The sequence below is a fragment of the Thalassovita taeanensis genome (genome assembly GCF_900110775.1).
Lineage (GTDB): Bacteria > Pseudomonadota > Alphaproteobacteria > Rhodobacterales > Rhodobacteraceae > Litorimicrobium > Litorimicrobium taeanense.
Genome location: NZ_FOEP01000001.1, coordinates 47,772 through 66,877, shown reverse-complemented (window position 1 = coordinate 66,877; position 19,106 = coordinate 47,772). Strand labels below are relative to the sequence as shown.

At 60.1% G+C, this 19,106-nt stretch carries 16 protein-coding genes; 9 read left to right on the top strand and 7 right to left on the bottom strand.

The annotated features are described in order from the left end of the window. Window positions 1-5: 5 nt before the first annotated feature. Both BSF79_RS00280 and glnE read right to left on the bottom strand, forming a co-directional pair. On the bottom strand, window positions 6-275 hold the full coding sequence (locus BSF79_RS00280) for a hypothetical protein (RefSeq protein ID WP_090266576.1): 270 nt from the start codon (window positions 273-275) through the stop codon (window positions 6-8). Continuing rightward, window positions 272-3,067 carry a bifunctional [glutamate--ammonia ligase]-adenylyl-L-tyrosine phosphorylase/[glutamate--ammonia-ligase] adenylyltransferase gene (glnE, locus tag BSF79_RS00275; protein WP_090266573.1) on the bottom strand — a complete coding sequence of 932 codons (2,796 nt, stop codon included), beginning with the start codon at window positions 3,065-3,067 and terminating at the stop codon, window positions 272-274. Before glnE ends, BSF79_RS00280 begins: the two co-directional genes overlap by 4 nt. Window positions 3,068-3,148: 81 nt before the next feature. On the opposite strand from glnE, the gene BSF79_RS00270 reads away from it, so the two are divergent. The 4 genes from BSF79_RS00270 (at window position 3,149) to BSF79_RS00255 (ending at window position 5,575) form a co-directional block, all read left to right on the top strand. Then, window positions 3,149-3,616, top strand: a complete 468-nt coding sequence (locus BSF79_RS00270) for a YbaK/EbsC family protein (protein ID WP_090266570.1) — start codon at window positions 3,149-3,151, stop codon at window positions 3,614-3,616. A gap of 110 nt (window positions 3,617-3,726) precedes the next feature. Next, window positions 3,727-4,149, top strand: coding sequence for a DUF2852 domain-containing protein (locus tag BSF79_RS00265; protein ID WP_175545221.1), 423 nt, complete (start codon window positions 3,727-3,729; stop codon window positions 4,147-4,149). A gap of 62 nt (window positions 4,150-4,211) precedes the next feature. Then, window positions 4,212-4,661, top strand: coding sequence for an RDD family protein (locus tag BSF79_RS00260; RefSeq protein WP_090267794.1), 450 nt, complete (start codon window positions 4,212-4,214; stop codon window positions 4,659-4,661). Between the two features lie 83 nt (window positions 4,662-4,744). Then, window positions 4,745-5,575, top strand: coding sequence for an arginyltransferase (locus BSF79_RS00255; RefSeq protein WP_090266569.1), 831 nt, complete (start codon window positions 4,745-4,747; stop codon window positions 5,573-5,575). Window positions 5,576-5,656: 81 nt separating this feature from the next. Here BSF79_RS00255 and BSF79_RS00250 read toward each other — a convergent pair whose 3' ends face one another. The 3 genes from BSF79_RS00250 to BSF79_RS00240 all read right to left on the bottom strand — a co-directional run bounded on the left by BSF79_RS00250 (window position 5,657) and on the right by BSF79_RS00240 (window position 10,158). Next, on the bottom strand, window positions 5,657-8,011 hold the full coding sequence (locus BSF79_RS00250) for a TRAP transporter large permease subunit (protein ID WP_090266566.1): 2,355 nt from the start codon (window positions 8,009-8,011) through the stop codon (window positions 5,657-5,659). Between the two features lie 19 nt (window positions 8,012-8,030). After that, window positions 8,031-8,966, bottom strand: a complete 936-nt coding sequence (locus tag BSF79_RS00245) for a TRAP transporter small permease subunit (RefSeq protein WP_090266563.1) — start codon at window positions 8,964-8,966, stop codon at window positions 8,031-8,033. A 103-nt stretch (window positions 8,967-9,069) separates the two neighbouring features. Next, window positions 9,070-10,158 carry a TRAP transporter substrate-binding protein gene (locus tag BSF79_RS00240; protein ID WP_090266557.1) on the bottom strand — a complete coding sequence of 363 codons (1,089 nt, stop codon included), beginning with the start codon at window positions 10,156-10,158 and terminating at the stop codon, window positions 9,070-9,072. Between the two features lie 242 nt (window positions 10,159-10,400). Between BSF79_RS00240 and BSF79_RS00235 the strand changes: the two genes are divergently transcribed. The 5 genes from BSF79_RS00235 to ilvN all read left to right on the top strand — a co-directional run bounded on the left by BSF79_RS00235 (window position 10,401) and on the right by ilvN (window position 16,761). Next, window positions 10,401-11,828: a cache domain-containing protein gene (locus tag BSF79_RS00235; protein ID WP_090266554.1), complete on the top strand. Its 1,428-nt coding sequence runs from the start codon at window positions 10,401-10,403 to the stop codon at window positions 11,826-11,828. Then, on the top strand, window positions 11,825-12,469 hold the full coding sequence (locus BSF79_RS00230; protein ID WP_090266551.1) for a response regulator transcription factor: 645 nt from the start codon (window positions 11,825-11,827) through the stop codon (window positions 12,467-12,469). The genes BSF79_RS00235 and BSF79_RS00230 overlap by 4 nt, the downstream gene beginning before the upstream one ends. Window positions 12,470-12,603: 134 nt before the next feature. Next, window positions 12,604-14,043 (top strand): hypothetical protein, encoded by a 1,440-nt coding sequence (locus BSF79_RS00225; protein ID WP_090266549.1) that lies wholly within the window; start codon window positions 12,604-12,606, stop codon window positions 14,041-14,043. 341 nt (window positions 14,044-14,384) lie between these two features. Continuing rightward, a complete protein-coding gene (locus BSF79_RS00220) occupies window positions 14,385-16,139 on the top strand; it encodes an acetolactate synthase 3 large subunit (RefSeq protein WP_090266546.1) in 1,755 nt (584 codons plus the stop codon). Window positions 16,140-16,200: 61 nt separating this feature from the next. After that, window positions 16,201-16,761 carry an acetolactate synthase small subunit gene (ilvN, locus tag BSF79_RS00215; RefSeq protein WP_090266543.1) on the top strand — a complete coding sequence of 187 codons (561 nt, stop codon included), beginning with the start codon at window positions 16,201-16,203 and terminating at the stop codon, window positions 16,759-16,761. Window positions 16,762-16,815: 54 nt separating this feature from the next. Here ilvN and BSF79_RS00210 read toward each other — a convergent pair whose 3' ends face one another. Together BSF79_RS00210 and BSF79_RS00205 are read right to left on the bottom strand one after the other, a co-directional pair. Next, on the bottom strand, window positions 16,816-17,598 hold the full coding sequence (locus BSF79_RS00210; protein WP_090266539.1) for a DUF2189 domain-containing protein: 783 nt from the start codon (window positions 17,596-17,598) through the stop codon (window positions 16,816-16,818). Window positions 17,599-17,663: 65 nt separating this feature from the next. Then, window positions 17,664-19,076 carry an amidase gene (locus BSF79_RS00205; protein ID WP_090266536.1) on the bottom strand — a complete coding sequence of 471 codons (1,413 nt, stop codon included), beginning with the start codon at window positions 19,074-19,076 and terminating at the stop codon, window positions 17,664-17,666. Between the last annotated feature and the right edge of the window lie 30 nt (window positions 19,077-19,106).

The window sequence follows — 19,106 nt, the reverse complement described above, 5'->3', positions numbered from 1 at the left end:
GCCCCCTAATTTCGCTCGCGGCTGCGCCACCCCCCACGGCGGCGCGGCGCAGTGATGCGGGGTCGTCCGTGTACCAGAACCTGCATCATCGGATGATCCGGCGCGACCTGCTGATATTTCTCGGATAAAGCTTCAATGGCCGCCCCACTGTCCTGCCCGTCTGGCAGGCTCAGCGCCCAGTCCAGAAAGATCGAGCGGCATTCAGCTTCGGAAATCCCGTCAATCTGGAACGAATCTGCAATCAGCCCCTTTGGGTCCATCGGTGTGCCCTTCATGCGTTTTCTCCGTCCTTCTGCCGAGGCAATACTGCTGCGATCACTGCGGCCGCCGCACGACTTTGTGTCTCAAGTGCGCCCTGCAACGCCGCAATGCTGTCATACCCGGTCTCGCGCAGCAACAGCGCACAGCCGCCTTCGCCGATCGTATCCGGGTTCAGCGGTTTTTCCGTCAGTAGCTTTGAAACCATCTGTATTTTCCAGCACAAATCATAGCTCGCCAGCAGCGTATCCTGATCCTGCGCAGACAACCAACCGCCCGAGACCGCCGCCAACAGCCCCGCGGCCACGGACCGCTCCGGCGCGCCCGCGATCAGCGCGCCGGCCTGCGCCAGCAGCTCGATGTCTTGCAGCCGACCCGGACCCAGCTTGGCCTCCCACGGGTCTGAAACGGGCTTGGCCGCTGCGATCCGTTCGCGCATTTCGGCCACTTCGTGCAGCACTTTTGCGGCGCTGGGGCCACGCGCCAGAACCTCCTGCCGCACGGCGTCGACATCTGCCGCCACATCGGCGTTGCCTGCCACCGCACGCGCACGGGTCAGGGCCAGATGCTCCCACATCCAGGCTGCGTTCAACTGATACTCGCGGAAACTGGCCAGACTTGTCGCCACCGGGCCCTGCGTCCCGGAGGGGCGCAGCCGCATGTCGATCTCATAAAGCCGCCCCTCGGACATCAGCGCGGTCACCGCCGTGACCATCGCTTGGGTCAGCCGCGCATAGTAGGCCCGCGCCGCCAGCGGGCGACGGCCATCCGAGGTTTCGACGCCATCCGCATCATAAACCACGATCAAATCCAGATCAGAGGACGCGTGCAACCGCCCTGCCCCCAACGACCCCATTCCCAGCACCATCGCACCGCGCCCCGGCGGGATTCCATGTTTTGCGGCGAACTGTGCCTGCACTTCGGGCCAAAGCGCCGACAGTACCGCCTCGGCCAGATCGGCATAGTACGCGGCAGCATCATCTGCGCTGATCAGCCCGCGCAGATGGTGCACGCCGACCCGGAAATGCCACTCCTTGGCCCAGCGGCGCGCGCTGTCCAGCTTGCGCTCGTAATCCTGTTCGCGGCCCATGCGCGTTGACAACCCGCTGCGCAACGTCGCCAGCCCCGGCCAGGGCGCGAAAAAATCCCCGCCGATCACCGCGTCGAACACGCCCGCATTGCGCGCCAGATAGGCTGCCAGTGCAGGCGAGGTACCAACGATATCCACCAGCAGGTCAATGAGTTGCGGATTGGCCTCGAAGAGGGAAAACAGCTGCACTCCGGCGGGTAGCCCCGACAAGAATCCGTCAAAAGCCACCAGCGCCTCGTCCGGTCGCGCCACGCGCTTCAAACGGGCCAGGATTTCCGGCTTGAGCCGGTCGAATATCTCCATCGCGCGGGTCGAGCGGAGCGCCGGATAACTGCGCCAGCGCCGAAGCATCTCGGCCTCTGCGGCCGATATCTCGACCTTGGGCGCGACACCGTTGGTATCAGGGGCAAAGAAACCCTCGGTCAGATCATGCACTTCAAACAGGCGCGCGGTCACCTCCGCCTGCAACTCTGCCAGATCACGCCCCATGAAGCAGGCAATCCGCCGCATCCCCTCGTCGGTTTTCGGCAGGGTGTGGGTTTGCGCATCATTGACCATCTGCAGCCTGTGTTCGACCTCGCGGTGAAACCGGTAGTGGCCACTGAGAGTCTGGGCCACTTCCGGCGCGATCCAGTCCTTGGCCGACAGCGCCTCAAGCCCCTCAACCGTGCCGCGCAGACGCAGATCTGGATCGCGCCCGCCCGCGATCAACTGGCGGGTCTGGGTGAAAAACTCGATCTCGCGGATGCCGCCACGTCCCAGCTTCATGTCATGCCCGGCAAGTGTGATCCGCCCAGCCAGACCTTTATGTTCGCGGATGCGCAGGCGCATGTCATGGGCATCCTGAATGGCCGCGAAATCCAGATGCTTGCGCCACACAAAAGGCCGCAGCGCCGCCAGAAACCGATCGCCCGCAAGCAAATCGCCGGCCGCCGGACGCGCCTTGATATAGGCCGCGCGCTCCCACGTGCGCCCCAGGCTTTCGTAATAAGTTTCCGCTGCCGCCATCGCCATGCAAACGGGCGTGACCGAGGGATCGGGGCGCAGCCGCAAGTCGGTCCGAAACACATAGCCCTCGCCGGTCAGGTCGTTCAGCATTGACGACATCTTGCGCGTCGCCCGCACGAACGAGGCGCGCGCCTCGTGATAGTCATCCACATCAAAGCGAGTTTCGTCAAACAGGCAGATCAGGTCGATATCCGAAGAATAATTCAGCTCGAACGCGCCCATCTTGCCCATGGCCATCACCACCATGCCGCCAGCGGTCTCAATATCCTGATCCGTGGCACCGGGCAGCTTTCCGCGCCGGATTTCAGCCTCGATGGCCGCACGCAACGCTAGATGACAGGCCAGATCGGCAAAGCGGGTCAGCGTGGTGGTCACCTCCTCCAGCGTCCAGACCCCGGCCAGATCCGCCAGCCCGGTCAGCAGCGCCACCCGCCGCTTGCCCTGCCTGAGCCGTGAGGCAAGCTGATCCGGCGGGCATTCCGTCAGCGCATGAAACACCTCCGATATGGCCTGTTTCGGAGCATCAAACGCCCCCGTCAGCCAATCAGCCTCTTTCTCGATCAGGGATTTCAGATAGGGGCTGCATCCGCCTGCGCCGGTGACTAGCGCCGCCAGATCGCCCTCAAGCCCCGGCAAAACGGCCAGCGCCTCGGCGCCGCGGTCGGGGTCAAACGGATGCGGCAAGCGGGTGATTTGCGATGCGAATGTCATGAGCGCAAGATGCGGTGCCGCCGGGGGCTGGTCAATGGGGTCCAGATTGCGAATACTCCGACCAACGTAGGAGAGATCGCCATGAGCAAAAGTATGAAACGCGTGATGACAGCGCTTGAAGCGGCTGGCATCACAACCGAAATCCGCGAACTGGGTCTGGCCCGCACCGCCAAACAGGCGGCCGAGGCGGCGGGCTGTGCGCTGGATCAGATCGTCAAGTCGATCATTTTTCGTGGCGAAAACAGCGGCAAGGCGATCCTGTTTTTGACCGCAGGCGGCAATCAGGTGGACCCGGCCAAAGCCAGCGCGCTGGCCGACGAGCCATTGGGCAAGGCAGATGCCGCGCTAATCCGGGCGCAGACCGGCTTTGCCATCGGTGGGGTGTCTCCGGTCGGGCACTTGACCCCGATACGGGCATTCCTGGACCCAAAACTGTTGGAGTTTCCAACGATCTGGGCCGCCGCAGGCACGCCGCACCATATTTTCGAGCTGGAGTCGGAAAAACTTGCGCAGCTAACTGGCGCGCAAACATCTGATTTTACGTCCTGATTTGACATAATGTAAAAAACATTCACATACCCTCTTGTGCAAAGCCGCGCGAACCCCAATCTATTCGATGTGAAAGACATTCACATTTAACGCAACGATGGAGAGCTTGCATGACACCCGCCGCCGCCTATTCCTCGCCCACCGCTGCCCGCATGGGGTGGTTCACTCGTACCGAAGCCTGGCTGGACAGCAAAGGCAAAGGGGCGTGGATCGCCGCGATGGTTCTGGGCTTTATCTTTGTCTGGCCTGTTGGTCTGGCCATCCTCTTTTATATGATCTGGAGCAAGAAAATGTTCAGCAAACACCACTGCACACACCGCGCCCGCCATGGCTTCAAAGTGATGAAATCCAGCGGCAACTCGGCCTTTGACGCCTATAAGGCCGATACGCTGCGCCGTTTGGAAGACGAACAGGAAAACTTTGAAGCCTTCCTGCAGCGCTTGCGCGAAGCCAAGGACAAGGCCGAGTTCGACCAGTTCATGGATGATCGTGCCAAAACCGCCGCGCATGAACGCGAAGACGAAGACGCCTGATCACGGATCAGGACCACCGGCCCGGATGTACCGGGCCGGTTCCCCTTTGACGGACAATGGATATGACTGACTTCAACTGGGCCTTGCCCGACCCTGATACCCAACCGGAATTCTATGCCGATGTGCCGTTGAAGCGGCTGATCGCTTGGGTCGTTGACACCGTTCTGATCGCAGCGATCTGTGTGGCCATCCTGCCATTTACCGCCTTTACCGGGGTATTTTTCTTTCCGTTTCTTCTGCTTTGTGTCGGTTTTGCATACCGTGTCATCACACTGGCCAATGGTTCGGCCACGTTGGGGATGCGCCTGACTGCGATCGAGTTTCGCACGGCCACTGGCGCGCGCTTTGACTTGCCAATGGCCGCGTTGCATACGCTGGGGCTGACGATGTCTTTTGCGGTTCCGGTTTTTCAAGTGATTTCAATCGTTCTGATGATGACCACGGCCCGTGCACAGGGGCTAAGCGACCATGTGTTGGGAACGGTTGCGCTCAATCGGTCGGCACGGCGCTAGGACGTTAGGTTTGATTTTATTCAACACTTGGCGCATCGGGCGTTCATTGCTATCCTTGTGACCGAACTCTAGAAATATGTCATATGCGCCACACCCTTCCGCTTGCACCTCAGTTTTATGTCACGGCCCCTCAGCCCTGCCCCTATCTGCCTGGTCGGATGGAGCGCAAGTTGTTCACGGCCTTGCAGGGCGACGGATCAGGAAAGCTGAATGACAGCCTGTCCAAACAGGGGTTTCGCCGCTCGCAGAATGTGCTGTACCGGCCATCCTGCACCGATTGCGCGGCCTGCCTTTCGGCGCGGATCAACATTGCCGATTTTGCCCCAACCAAAAGCCAGCGCCGGACGATAAACAGAAATCAGGGGCTGACCCGCCGGGCAACCTCGCCTTGGGCGACTGAGGACCAGTACGACCTGTTCCGCCGTTATCTGGACAGCCGTCACGCCGACGGCGGGATGGCCGATATGGATGTGTTTGAATTTGCCGCGATGGTCGAGGAAACGCCGATCCGCACCCGTGTTGTGGAATATACAGACACCCAAACTGATGATCTGACTGCGGTCTGCCTGACCGACATTCTGGATGACGGGATCAGTATGGTCTATTCCTTTTACACCCCGGACCGGCCTCGTGACAGTCTTGGCACCTATGTCATTCTGGACCATATCCGCATCGCACAAGAGGCCGGATTGCCTTATGTCTATCTGGGCTATTGGGTGCCGGGCAGTTCAAAAATGGGCTACAAGGCCAAGTTTTCGGGACTAGAGGTGTTTGTCGGCGGCAAATGGGAAAAAATGCGCGGCGAGGATGACTACTCTGCCGAATTGCACCCGCTGTCCACGGATCCGATTGCCGAGCAGGTGGCGAATATTTCGCTGCCCGACCTGAGCCGCCCCGCCGCAGTCAAACTCTGACCACCGTCGGCGACGTCCCGTCCCCAAATAGAAAAGCCGCCCCGAAGGGCGGCTTTTACGTTGTCATACTCTGATCCCGGATCAGTTCGGCATCAGTGCCGGAACGATGGTCACAATCGCCGGGAAGAACCACAGCAGCGCGAGACCGGCCACCTGGATAATCACGAAGGGAATGACCCCGCGATAGATATGGCCCGTCGTCACACTCGCCGGGGCCACACCGCGCAGATAGAACAGCGCGAAGCCAAACGGCGGCGTCAGGAACGAGGTTTGCAGGTTGACCGCGATCATAATCGTGACCCATTTCGGGTCAAACGTGCCACCATAAATGACCGGCCCGACAATCGGGATCACGATATAAATGATCTCGAGGAAGTCGAGCACGAAGCCCAGCACGAACAGCACCAGCATCACAATCAGGAAGACCTTGAATTCGCTATCAAAGCTTCTCAGGAATTCCTGAATATAATGCTCGCCCCCGAAAGAGATCACCACCAGGTTCAACAGCTGCGATCCGATCAGGATGGTGAACACCATCGAGGTAACCTTGGCCGTTTCCCGCACAATCGGTCCCAGCACGCTGGTGCGATAAAGCGTCCAGCAAGCATAGATCAGACCAAACGCCAGATAGAGATAGGACGAGTAAGCCACCAGAAACGCGATCCAGGTTTCGACAGAAACCGAGGCCGTGTTGATCCGCAGGTCAAAGTTGACCCCCACAAGGATCATGATCATCACCGCGAAGGTCGAATTGATGATGACCTTGCCCGATTTATCTTCATCCCGAAGCTTGCGGTAAGCCGCCAGCATGATCGCACCAGCCGCCCCCAAGGCCGCAGCCGGGGTTGGGTTGGTGATCCCGCCAAGGATCGAGCCCAGAACCGCAATGATCAGAACCAGTGGTGGGAACACCACGCGGATCAGCTCATTCTTGGCCAGACGGATAACCGCCTCTTTGCAGCCCCACAGCGCGATGATCACCGGAATGGCCATCAGGATCCAACTGACCCCAGAGCTCATGCCCGGTCCGATCAAAAGCGCATCCACCGCCAGCATCAACGCCACACCACCAAGACCGATGGCAATCGGGCGCATATCAGCCGAAGGGGAAACCCCGCGTGCGGTCGTCAGGATCAGCGCCAGCATGATCGCAAGGATCGCAACGCCGGTTCCAACCGGAGCCGCCGCAGCCGCCTTTTCCTTAACCGCCTCCGCGATCTCCTCAGGGCTGAGCCGCTTGCTTTGCACCATACCGCCGGCATCTTCGATCGCCTGCTGTTCGGCAATGGCCGTGTCCCACGCATCTTGACCGTGAAGTTCGATCATCGACGCCTGACAAGCCGGATCAACGTTGGTCCGCAACGACGCAGTTGCGCCCGCATCGGTGAAGGTATCCACCCGCAAGCTCTGGCTGCCGATCACGCCAACCATCGACAGCAGAATCGCGCCGCCGATCAAAGCAATCGGAACACCAAGGAACCAGGTCAGGCCCTCGACCCGACTGATCGGCTCGTGCGCGGAATGGCCCACATCAACGGCCGGGGCCTTGGACGGGTTGAACAACGCATACCCGAAGGCATAAAGCGCATAGAGCAACGCCAGCAGGATCCCCGGTAGCAGCGCCGCCTGGAACAGCGTTCCAACCGAAACCACGGCAGGTTCGCCAAGATAGGTCAGCGCGTCGGTACAGCCCGCGACTTGGGCCCGTGCCTCTTGTGCCGCCGAATACAGATCCCCCGCCAGGGTCCCCAGCAGAACGATCACGATCGAGGGCGGAATGATCTGCCCCAACGTGCCAGAGGCCGCGATCACACCCGTCGAAAGCTCGGGTGAATACCCATTGCGCAACATGGTCGGCAGCGACAGCAGCCCCATGGTCACAACAGTCGCGCCCACGATCCCGGTCGAGGCGGCAAGAAACGCCCCCACGACCACAACCGACACGGCCAGACCGCCAGGAAGCGGACCGAAAACGCGCGCCATGGTGGTCAGCAGGTCATTTGCGATCTTCGAGCGTTCCAGCGTGATGCCCATAAGAACGAACATCAGAACCGCCAGCAGCGTTTCGATCGACTGGCCGGCCAGAACACGCTCGTTCATGCGGTTGACGATAAAGCTCAGATTGCGATCCAGCGCGGTTTCCCAGCCCTTTTCGAACACATGCTGCGCGACACGCGGCAGTTCAGGGTATCGGAAGACCGAGATCGTATCGGGTTTGACCCCGGTGCTGACCAGATCATTATACATCTGCGATGACTGATCAATCGCCTGATGGATCAGCAGCCCCGAACTGTCGAGTACTGCGATGATCCCAAAGGAAATTGCGCCCGCCCCACCAATGGCAAACGCCACTGGAAAGCCGGAAAGAATACCCCCGAAGAGGCAGAGGAAGACGATGATCAGGCCGATCTCGACGCCATCAAGTCCGAATAGCATTGGTAACTGCCCCTAATTCTCAGTGAGTGCCTTCATAGGCTTCTTCGCCCTCGCCAAGGGTGTCCTTGTCGAGATACTTGTTTTCGCTTTCCTCGCCCTCTTTCCATTCCAGGTAAGACCGACAGAAGAAGGCAATGGCGTGCAGGAAGACCATGCCGGCAAACGCCACAAGCAGGATCTTGAACAGGAAATAAGCGGTAAACCCGTTCGGGCTGAACCCGATGGTTTCCACATTCCACCGCATCGCGCGCGATTTCATCAGCAAACGTTCCAGCGTATCGCTGGCCGATGGCTTGGGCACAATCAGGTGCCGCCACAGGAAGAACCAGCCATACATCCAGATCAGGATCGACATCGGCACCATGAAGAACAGCGAGCCCAGCATGTCGATTACCTTCTTGGTGCGGAATTTGACACCGGCATAGACCAGATCCACACGCACATGACCGCCCTGAACAAAGGTGTAGGTGGCACAAAGCGTCACGATCAGCGCGTTATAGAGCTTCAGCTCTTCTGCATACCAGCTGATGTCATATTGCAGCGGAATGCCAAAGCCGAACACGATGTCCGGTCGGGCAAAGATCCGCTGCATGAGGACGATGATCACCTGTTGCAGAACCATCAGCAGCCCCGCCCAAGCGAAAAACCGACCGACGGTGTTGGCAAACCCTTCCAGCACACGCACCATGCCCCACATGAAGGGGCGATGGATGAATCCGGCCACAAGGACGACCAGAACCAGCGCGACCACCGCGAAAAACAGCTCTGTAGAACCACCGTAATAAACAAAGCGCATAACCGCTTTTTTATCTGTCCAGTCCAGCCACAGGTTCGGGTGCGTCACCGCATAACCGATATTGTAAAATCCCATGGCGATGTTCTGCAAAACCCATACAGCGCCGCTGAATAGCGCGCTCAAGGCCCCCATCAGGCCCACAGAGGCTTCTTCTTGCATGATTTCCCCCGAAAAACCCCGGATACCGGGTTATTGATGCGGCACAACACGCCGCGAAGGGCCCCTGTTTGACAGGGGCCCTGGCATTGTCTTTCAAGTCAGATCAAGCGCCCAGAACGCGGGTACGCTGCTCGACATAGAAACCGTCCGACTTGTTGATCCAGCTGGCCGATTGCTTCATCGAGGTCTCGAAGCTGGCGCGAATTTTCGCAAACAGCTCGTCGCCCATGTTCTCATCCATCACCTCAGCCGAGGCGCGACCGAAGGCATCCCACACGTCGTCAGGGAACTGCAGCGTTTTCACGCCCTGCGCCTGAAGACGGGCCAGAGCGGCACCGTTGTTGGCCAGCGTTTCGGACAGCTGATAGTGGGTCACAGCCATGGCAGCGTTGCGCATAATGGCTTTGTTCTGGTCGCTCAGCTCGTTCCAGACATCAAGGTTGATGCCCGAGGACAGACCCGAACCCGGCTCGTGGAAGCCCGCAGTGTAATAGATCTTGGCGACTTCCTGGAAACCGGCGCGTTCGTCAGCCATCGGGCCAACCCACTCCAGACCATCAATCGCGCCCGAGGACAGCGCCTGATACAGTTCGCCGCCGGGGATGTTCTGAACGCTGGCGCCCAGTTTACCCAGAACCTTGCCGCCCAGACCGGGCATACGGAATTTCAGGCCGTTGAAGTCGTCAGCCGAGTTGATTTCCTTGCGGAACCAGCCACCGGACTGCGAGCCCGAGTTGCCAACCTGCAGCGACTTCAGGTTGAAGATCTCGCCCAGCTCGTCATGCAGTTCCTGACCGCCACCGTGGTGGTACCAGTTGGTCAGCTCCTGCGCGGTGCCACCAAACGGCACAGCGGTGAAATAAGCATAGGCCGGGTGCTGGCCGATGAAATAGTAATCCGCCGAGTGATACATGTCAGCCTGGCCCGACGACACGGCGTCGAACACTTCCAGCGCGCCAACCAGCTCGCCGGGGGCTTTCTTCTCGATGGTCAGCTGACCGTCGGACATTTCGCCGACCATCTGCTCCATATAGCTGGCTGCGTCATCAAGAACGGCAAAACCGCGCGGCCACGATGTAACCATGGTAAGGGTCTGTTTGCCCTGAGCGTAAGCAGGCGCAGCAAGGGTCGATGCTGCCGCGGCGGCGGTGCCACCAAGTGCCGACGTTTTCAAAAAAGAACGACGATCCATATGAGTCTCTCCTCCCGGTAATGATGCACGCACTGAGAGCGCACGCGCAGTTCGTTTCAAGTTTGGCGAAGGTAGCGGGGGAAAACCGCTTAGGGAATACCTACAACTGCGTAGTCCTGTATCAGTGACGGATATAATTGCCCCATTTCAGGCCTTTCTCCCCTTGCTTTGCCTGTTTTCCCGTCAGGCCCGTTCCGGTTTTGGGCTATGATTCGCCCTGATTCCCGCGTATCGAATCGTCTATGCGCCCTCTTCTCCACCGTCTGCGCCTGAACTACGGTCAGAAATTGTTCATTCTGGCGACCCTACCGCTGATACTGGCGGTGGCGGCTATTTCCGCGCTCGTTGCCATCCAATCACGCACTTTGGCAGAACGCGAAATTCACACGCTGGAAACCCGCCTGATCGAAGCCAAAAAGGCCGAGTTGCGCAATTATGTTACTCAGGCGCGCAACGGGTTCTATTTCATCTATGGCAGCGCCACCCCGAATGACGAGGCCGCAAAACAACAGGTCATGCAGATTTTGGCGGCAATGATCTACGGCAGCGAAGGCTTCTTCTTTGTCTATGACTATGATGGCACCAATCTGGTCAGCCCGCGCCAGACCTATATGATCAATAAAAACTGGTCCGGTCTGACAGACAGCGAAGGGACGCCCGTGGTGGATGAGATCATCAACATCGCCCGCGCCGGGGCCGGGTATCACACCTATCTGTGGCCCAAACCCTCGACCGGAGAAGAGGCGCGGATGATAACCTATGTGACCAGCTTTCCCAGCTGGCAATGGGCGGTGGGCACCGGGGTTTTCATTGACGACATCCTGTCGACCGTCGCCGCCGCGCGCGCCGAGGTGCAGACCCGCGTGCAACGCACATTCATCTATATTGGGGCGATCACGCTGGCGGCGCTTCTGCTGGTGTTCCTGTCAGGCATGGTGCTGAATATCCGTGAACGCCGTCTTGCCGACGCCAAGCTGAAAAAGCTGACCCAGCGGGTCTTCGATGCCCAGGAAGACGAGCGTGGCCGCGTCGCCCGCGAATTGCATGACGGCATCAGCCAGATCCTTGTCGGTGTGCGCTATGCTCTGGACAGCGCCCGCCGCCGTCTGGCGCAGGGCGACCCGCGCGCCAGCGAGCCGCTGGACAAGGGCATCACCCATTTATCCGGCGCGATCCAAGAGGTTCGCCGCATCAGCCGCGACCTGCGCCCCGGCGTGCTAGATGATCTGGGTCTTGGCCCCGCCCTGAAAACCCTGACCGAAGATTTCAGTGCCCACACCGGGATTGAAACCACGTTCACCACCGTCGTGTTCCGCAACCGGCTGGACGAAGACGCAAAGATCGCGCTCTACCGGATTGCGCAGGAGGCCCTGACCAATATAGAACGCCACTCCGGCGCGACGCAGGTTACGGTTGATCTGCGCGGTCATCGCAATGGTGCGACGCTACGGATTGCGGACAATGGATGCGGCATAAGACACACAGAAGTAACGCATCGCAGCAATGGCGGACTTGGTCTGCGCAACATGCAAGAGCGTATTGAGCAGTTGGAAGGCACCTTGCGCATCCTGTCCGGTCGCACCGGCACGCAGATCGAGGTCAAAGTCCCGCTCAGCCATCTGTTGGCGCCCAAAGACCCGCTTGATCCCCCGAGGAAAATATCCGCATGACAAAGCCCACCAAAATCGTGATTGTCGACGACCACCCCATGGTCGCGGAAGGTATCCAATCAATTCTGGAATCCTATGACGATATTGATGTGCTTTGCGCGCTGAACAACGGCCGCGAAATCATCGAACGGGTCGAAAGCCTGCGCCCGGATGTCATTCTGATGGATCTGAACATGCCAGATGTCGGCGGGCTGACCGCGACCGAGATCATCCTGGAACGCAGCCCAGGCACCCGCATTCTGATCCTGTCAATGCATGACAGCCCCGAATACATCTCGTCGGCGCTCAGCCATGGCGCGATGGGGTACATCCTGAAAGACGTGCCCACCGACGAGATCAAGACCGCGATCGATACGGTGATGAAGAACGAACGCTATTTGTGCACCGGAGCCAAAGGTTCGCTGACGCCACCGGACGGCACCGTGCGTGAATCCCTAACCGGACGCGAGCAGACCATCCTGCTGCAACTGGCACAGGGCAAATCCAACAAGGAAGTGGCGCTGACGCTGGATATTTCAGTGCGCACGGTCGAGACTCATCGCAAGAATATCAAGCGTAAGCTGGGCATCTCCTCGACCGCCGGGCTGACGCGGTATGCGCTGGAACATGGTGTATTGCAGGGCACCGGCGTCGACCTCTGATCCCGCGCCGCGCAGCACCGCCCTGCCCCATGGCTTGGAGAATCTGCCGTTTCGTGGTATGATCCATTATTATTCAATTTATTTTCTCATAACCCTCCGCGTCCAACGGCGCGGGATTTTTAGGGACATTCAAAATGGCATGGACAAGCAAGATCAGCCTTGTGCTGGGTCTGGTCGCCACTGCGGCCTATTCCCATCCTGACGGCACCGGCGACATGATCAACGACGTGATTACATTTGAAGAACTGACGGCGCTAAGCGATCAGGACGACGGCGGCGGCGAATCCGAATACTGCGTGCGGATCTCGTCTCGCCACGGCGACACGCACACCTTGATGACCACCGAGCGGCTCAGATGCTACGATGTCGACTGGGATGACCCCTCGACCGAAGCGGGCAAGCAATGGCACGAGCTGAAGGATATGCGCCTGCCGCTTATCGGCACAGCGCGGGCCGTGGATACCAACCTGATCATCGCCTACCATTTTCACGAATGTGTCCCCAGCGCCCCTTGGGTTGTCACCTCGCACCTCTACGAGGTCGATTATTCCCCCGCAGGCGAGATCCTGAATGACATTGCCAAACTGATTGAAGACGAAGGCAAGACTGTCGCATCGATCTTTGGCATCAGCGACCCGCGCGTTCTTGCCACGACAGGTGTCGCCGCCAAGTTCGCCCGCCTCGCCGGAAAATGGATCGACAAAATCGTGAACGATGCCAGCGACCTTGGCGTCTATGAAGCGGTGTTTCAGGATGGGATCGGCGACCCGGACAGCACGGTCCTGTCCAAGGCTGTACCAGATGGTCAACATTTCCGCGCACGCTTTTCCAAGGGCGTGGCCAAGGTCGGGCAATGCGCCGGCCCCCGCACCCGGTATTTTCTGGCTGACACCCACCGCAGCGTGGATGAAAGCGGCGCGGCCTGCCTGCGCAACGACAGCTCGCCGCTGTGCCTCAACAGTGGTGGGGCCTCAAAACGGCAGTTTGAAACGCTGCGCCAGATTTCCGGTCGCATTGACGATGTCGTTCCAGAGCCGGAAACTGATGCCACCGCCGAGGGGTCCTTTGCCATGCGCGTCGGGCTGATCGGTCTGACAGGCGAAATAGCCCGCTCCGCGGCGTTGGCCCAGCTGGACCAAGCGGCTGAAGCCCCCGCGGCGACTGACATTCTTTTGGAACTGGCGCCAGCCCTGACGGCGGCCGAGAAAGCATTTGCCATTGCGGTCGAAGAGGCCTCGACCGACCACCTGATCCAGAGCATCAACGGGTTTGAAACCGTCCACTCGGCGCTGGCCGGGTTCAATTACGACGAGGCGTTTCAAGCGCGATGGGCCGCAACCCTGGAAACCGGCATGGTCCGGGCACAGGGATTGGCCCGCACCGCGCTGGCCACTCAGGACCGGCCCGCCGCGCAGGGCCACGTCAGCGGAATGCTGATGACCTTCGCCATGCTTGACCCGCAAATGCGCGAACAGATGCTGCCCCTGATGCGCGAGCTTTTCGGCGTCAGCCTGACGGACTATTTCGAGCTTCCGCTTGGGATCGCGACCAATAAGCTTCTGGAACAGCTCTGAGCCACCGCTCGGCGCCCTCATCCGCCCCTGACCGCCCCCGGTTTTGGGGCGGAACTTTGCGTTAATTCCCAAAATTTCTGCATTTGCGCAACATGTGGAAAGCAAACTCAGGGGTCGCGACATGTTTTTTCCGGTTTTGCCGGTTGACGCTGCCGCGCGGCGCTCCTAATGTCCTGCTCGCAAGACGGAGCCTTTGAAGAATGACCAATCTAGTCGTCATCGTAGTAGGACAGTGGCGCATGGGCCGGTAACGGACTCCATAATGGAACCCCATGCGCCCCCGATTAACCCTCGGGGGCTTTTTCTTTGCATATTGTTGACGTCGTAAACGGAGCGAAAAGATGACACGGCAGATGACCGGAGCGAAAATGGTAGTCCAGGCCCTCAAAGATCAGGGCGTGGATGTCGTATTCGGATACCCCGGTGGCGCGGTGCTACCGATTTATGACGAGATCTTTCTTCAGAATGACATCCGTCACATCCTTGTGCGCCACGAACAGGGTGCCGTGCACGCCGCCGAAGGCTATGCCCGTTCGACCGGCAAGCCCGGTGTTGTGTTGGTCACGTCCGGCCCCGGTGCCACCAACGCGGTGACCGGCCTGACCGATGCGTTGCTCGACAGTATCCCGATTGTGGTTCTGACCGGGCAGGTTCCGACCTTCATGATCGGCACCGATGCCTTTCAAGAGGCCGACACCATCGGCATCACCCGGCCCTGCACCAAGCACAACTGGCTGGTCAAAGACACTGACACGCTGGCCGCGACCCTGCACGAGGCGTTTCATGTTGCCACTGCGGGTCGTCCCGGCCCGGTGCTGATCGACATTCCCAAGGATGTGCAGTTCGCCAATGGCACCTATACCCCGCCGCAGAAGATCTTCACCGGCCGCTATCAGCCGCAGGTCAAAGGCGACATGGAAGAAATCACCGAACTAGTCGAAGCGCTGGAATCCGCCAAACGCCCGGTTTTCTATACCGGCGGCGGCGTGATCAACTCAGGCAAGGCCGCCAGCCAACTGCTGTGCGAACTGGTCGATGCCACCGGCATTCCTGTCACCTCGACCCTCATGGGGCTGGGTGCCTATCCGGCGTCGGGCAAGAACTGGCTGGGCATGCTGGGGATGCACGGTCTGTACGAGGCCAACATGGCCATGCATGACTGCGACCTGATGATCAACATCGGCGCCCGCTTTGATGACCGGATCACCGGTCGACTGGATGCGTTCAGCCCGAATTCGAAAAAGGCACATATCGACATTGATCCGTCTTCGATCAACAAGGTGATCCGCGTCGATATTCCCATCGTCGGCGACGTTGGCCATGTGTTGGAAGACATCCTGAAGGTCTGGAAATCTCGCGGCCGCAAAACCAACAAGGAAGGTCTGGCCAAGTGGTGGAAACAGATCGACGCGTGGAAGAAGATCGAGTGCCTGAAGTACACCCAGACCGGCCAAACGATCAAACCACAGTACGCTTTGTCCCGGCTTGAGGCGCTGACCAAGGATCACGACCGCTATGTCTGTACCGAGGTCGGCCAGCATCAGATGTGGGCGGCGCAGTACCTGAACTTCGACGCCCCGAACCGCTGGATGACCAGCGGCGGCCTGGGCACGATGGGCTATGGTTTTCCGGCTTCGATCGGTGCGCAGATGGCCCACCCCGAGGCCTTGGTGATCAACGTCGCAGGCGAGGCGTCGTGGCTGATGAACATGCAGGAACTGGGCACCGCGATGCAGTTCCGCCTGCCGGTGAAACAGTTCATCCTGAACAACGAACGGCTTGGCATGGTGCGCCAGTGGCAGGAATTGCTGCACGGTGAACGCTACAGCCACAGCTGGTCCGAAAGCCTGCCTGATTTTGTCAAACTGGCCGAAGCCTTCGGCGCCAAGGGGATCCGGTGCAGCGACCCCGCCGATCTGGATGACGCGATCATGGAAATGATCAATTACGACGGCCCGGTGATCTTCGACTGTCTGGTCGAGAAGCATGAAAACTGCTTCCCGATGATCCCATCGGGCGAGCCGCACAACAAGATGCTTCTGGGTGAAGCCAGCACCAAAGGCGCGATCGGAAGCTCCGGCGCGGTTATGGTCTGATCAACAGCACCGGAGGCCTCCCGCCTCCGGTCCCCGAGTATATTTGCGAAAGTGGAACGACATGTCTGCCCTACACATCAAAAAAGGCTCGACCAAGCATTCGGCCTATAACCTGCGGCCCAACTTTTCCGACGTGACCGAGAAGCACACGCTGGCCGTTGTTGTCGATAACGAGGCCGGCGTACTGGCTCGCGTCATCGGGTTGTTTTCCGGGCGCGGCTATAACATCGACAGCCTGACCGTGGCCGAGATCGACCACGCCGGGCACCGGTCGCGCATCACCATCGTCACCACCGGCACGCCGCAGGTGATCGAACAGATCAAAGCACAGCTGGGCCGCATCGTGCCTGTGCACGAGGTCCACGACCTGACCGTCGAAGGCCCGTCAGTGGAGCGCGAACTGGCGCTGCTGAAGGTCAACGGCGATGGTGAAAAGCGGGTCGAAGCGCTACGCTTGGCCGATATTTTCCGCGCCAATGTGGTCGACAGCACCCTACACAGCTTTGTGTTTGAAATCACCGGCACGCCTGAGAAAATCGATGCGTTCGCCGACCTGATGCGCCCGCTGGGCCTTGAGGAAGTCGCCCGCACCGGCGTCGCGGCCTTGTCGCGCGGGCTGTAACCACCTGTTCTTGATCTTTCAAAGGGGCTGGCGATCACCGGCCCCTTTTTGCATTCACAAAGCCCGATCGCCCGCGCTGATAAGCCGGTACAAATGCCATGTCGCATGCCCCAGCAACGGCAGCACCACAAACAGCCCCAAAAACGCCGGGATCATCGCCGCAAATGTCACCACCGCGATAAACGCGGCCCACGCCAACATCGGCACCGGGTTGTGCACGACGGTCTGAAAGCTGGTGATCATCGCGGTGACAAAATCCACTTCGCGGTCCAGTAACAATGGCAGCGCCACCACCGTGATCATGTACAGCAGCAGAGCAAACAGCGCCCCCACCACCGTGCCCACGCCCAGCATCATCACCCCGTTCGTGCTTAGGAATACCTGAAACGACGACGAGACATTCGTCATCGTGCTCAGCCCCATGAACAGCGCGAAAATCATATGGGCAATGAAGAACCAGAACAGAAACATGAAGATGATGATGGCGCAGATCGAGGGTAGCTGTCGACGCGACTGCTTGGCCACGACGCCGAAGATCTGATAGATATCCATCGCCCGCCCCTGCTCGATCCGGCGGCTGACCTCATACAGGCCCACCGCTGCAAACGGCCCCACCAAGGGAAAGCCCACTGCCGCAAATATCAGCCAATAGCTCTTGCCCGTCATCCATGTAATCCAGGCGAAGACCAACCCCAGCACCACATAGACCGAAGCGAAGATCAGCCCGAACCCCGGCGCGCGCCGCATATCGGCCCATCCGCGCCGAAGCGCCTCTTTCAGCGTGGCAAGTGTCACTTCGCCCATCTCGGGCACACCGTGGCGTGGCGTATATGGCATCCTGTCCTCCCACAGACATATTCTTTTTTGCCTATGGGACCGGGTTTCGCCCGCAAAAGCAAGCGTCAGGGCAGGATCGGTGGCCGCCGTGCAGGCCAATTTGTCGCCTCGTGCCAGGCATGGCCAAGCTGCAACAGTCCCAGATCACCGCGCGCGGGGCCAAACATCTGCATCCCCATCGGCAAGCCATTCGTGCCAAACCCCGCCGGGATATTCAGGCAGGGCAACCCGATCAAACCCACGGGGATCACCACTTCCATCCAGCGATGATACGTATCCATCGCCTGCCCGTTGATCGCCTGCGGATAGGCCCAGTCCACCGGAAACGGCCACAGCTGCGCCGAGGGCAGGATCAGCGCGTCATACTGCTCAAACAGCGCGGCCGCCCGTCGGAACCATTCCGAGCGCACGGCGCTGGCGCGGTGCACCTCCATCGCGCTCATTGCGATCCCGCGCTCGGCCTCCCAGATCGCTTCGGGCTTCAGCCCTGCCCGCATCTTCCGATCGGCCAGCAGCGGCGCCAGATTGCCCGCGATCGCCCATGACCGCAGGGTGGTCCAGCTGTCCCACAGCTTTTGTGCCGGGAACGGCGCGGCCACCGGCTCAATCACGCAGCCCATCGTCGCAAACTCCGCCAGCGCACCCTCGCACAGAGCCAAGATCCCCGGCTCCATGGCGTAAGCCCCGCCCCAACCGCCCAGCCAGCCAATCCGCCGCCCGCGTACATCCGCCTTGATCCGCGACACATATGGCGCGGCCTCCAGCCCATGCGGCTGATGCCGATCCCATCCCGCCTGCACCTCAAGCAGCGCGGCAATATCGGCGGGCGAGCGTGCCATCGGTCCATTCGTGGCCAGCTGATGCAGAAACATCTCGCCCGCAGGCTCTGACGGCACCAGACCCCAGCTTGGCCGAAAGCCGTAAACGTTGTTCCAGCCCGCCGGATTGCGCAGGCTGCCCATCATGTCCGAGCCATCGGCCACCGCCAGCATTCTGGTGGCCAGCGCCACCGCCGCCCCACCAGATGAGCCGCCCGCCGAGCGGTCCAGCCCATACGGGTTGCGCGTCGCCCCATGCACCGGGTTGAACGTATGGCTGCCCAGCCCGAACTCCGGCGTATTGGTCTTGCCAATGAACAGTGCCCCCGCCGCGCGCATCCGCGCCACCATCACGTCATCGGCCTTTGGGATCTGCCCGGCAAACAGGGGCGAGCCCATCGAGGTCTCGATCCCCGCCACATTCGCCAGATCCTTGACTGCCATCGGAACCCCATGCAGCCAACCCTTGCGTGGCGTCGCATCCGCCGCCCGCGCTTCGGCCAGCAGGGCATCGCCGTCCCGCAACGATACCACCGCATTGACCGCGCCATTGACCGCCTCGATCCGCTCCAGCGTGGCGCGCATCAGTTCCTCGGCGCTGACCTCGCGCGCCTCCAGCATCCCCGACAGCTCCAACGCGTCCTTGTCCAGCAGCCCCATTCGCATTCCCCAAAATGTAAAAAAGGCAGG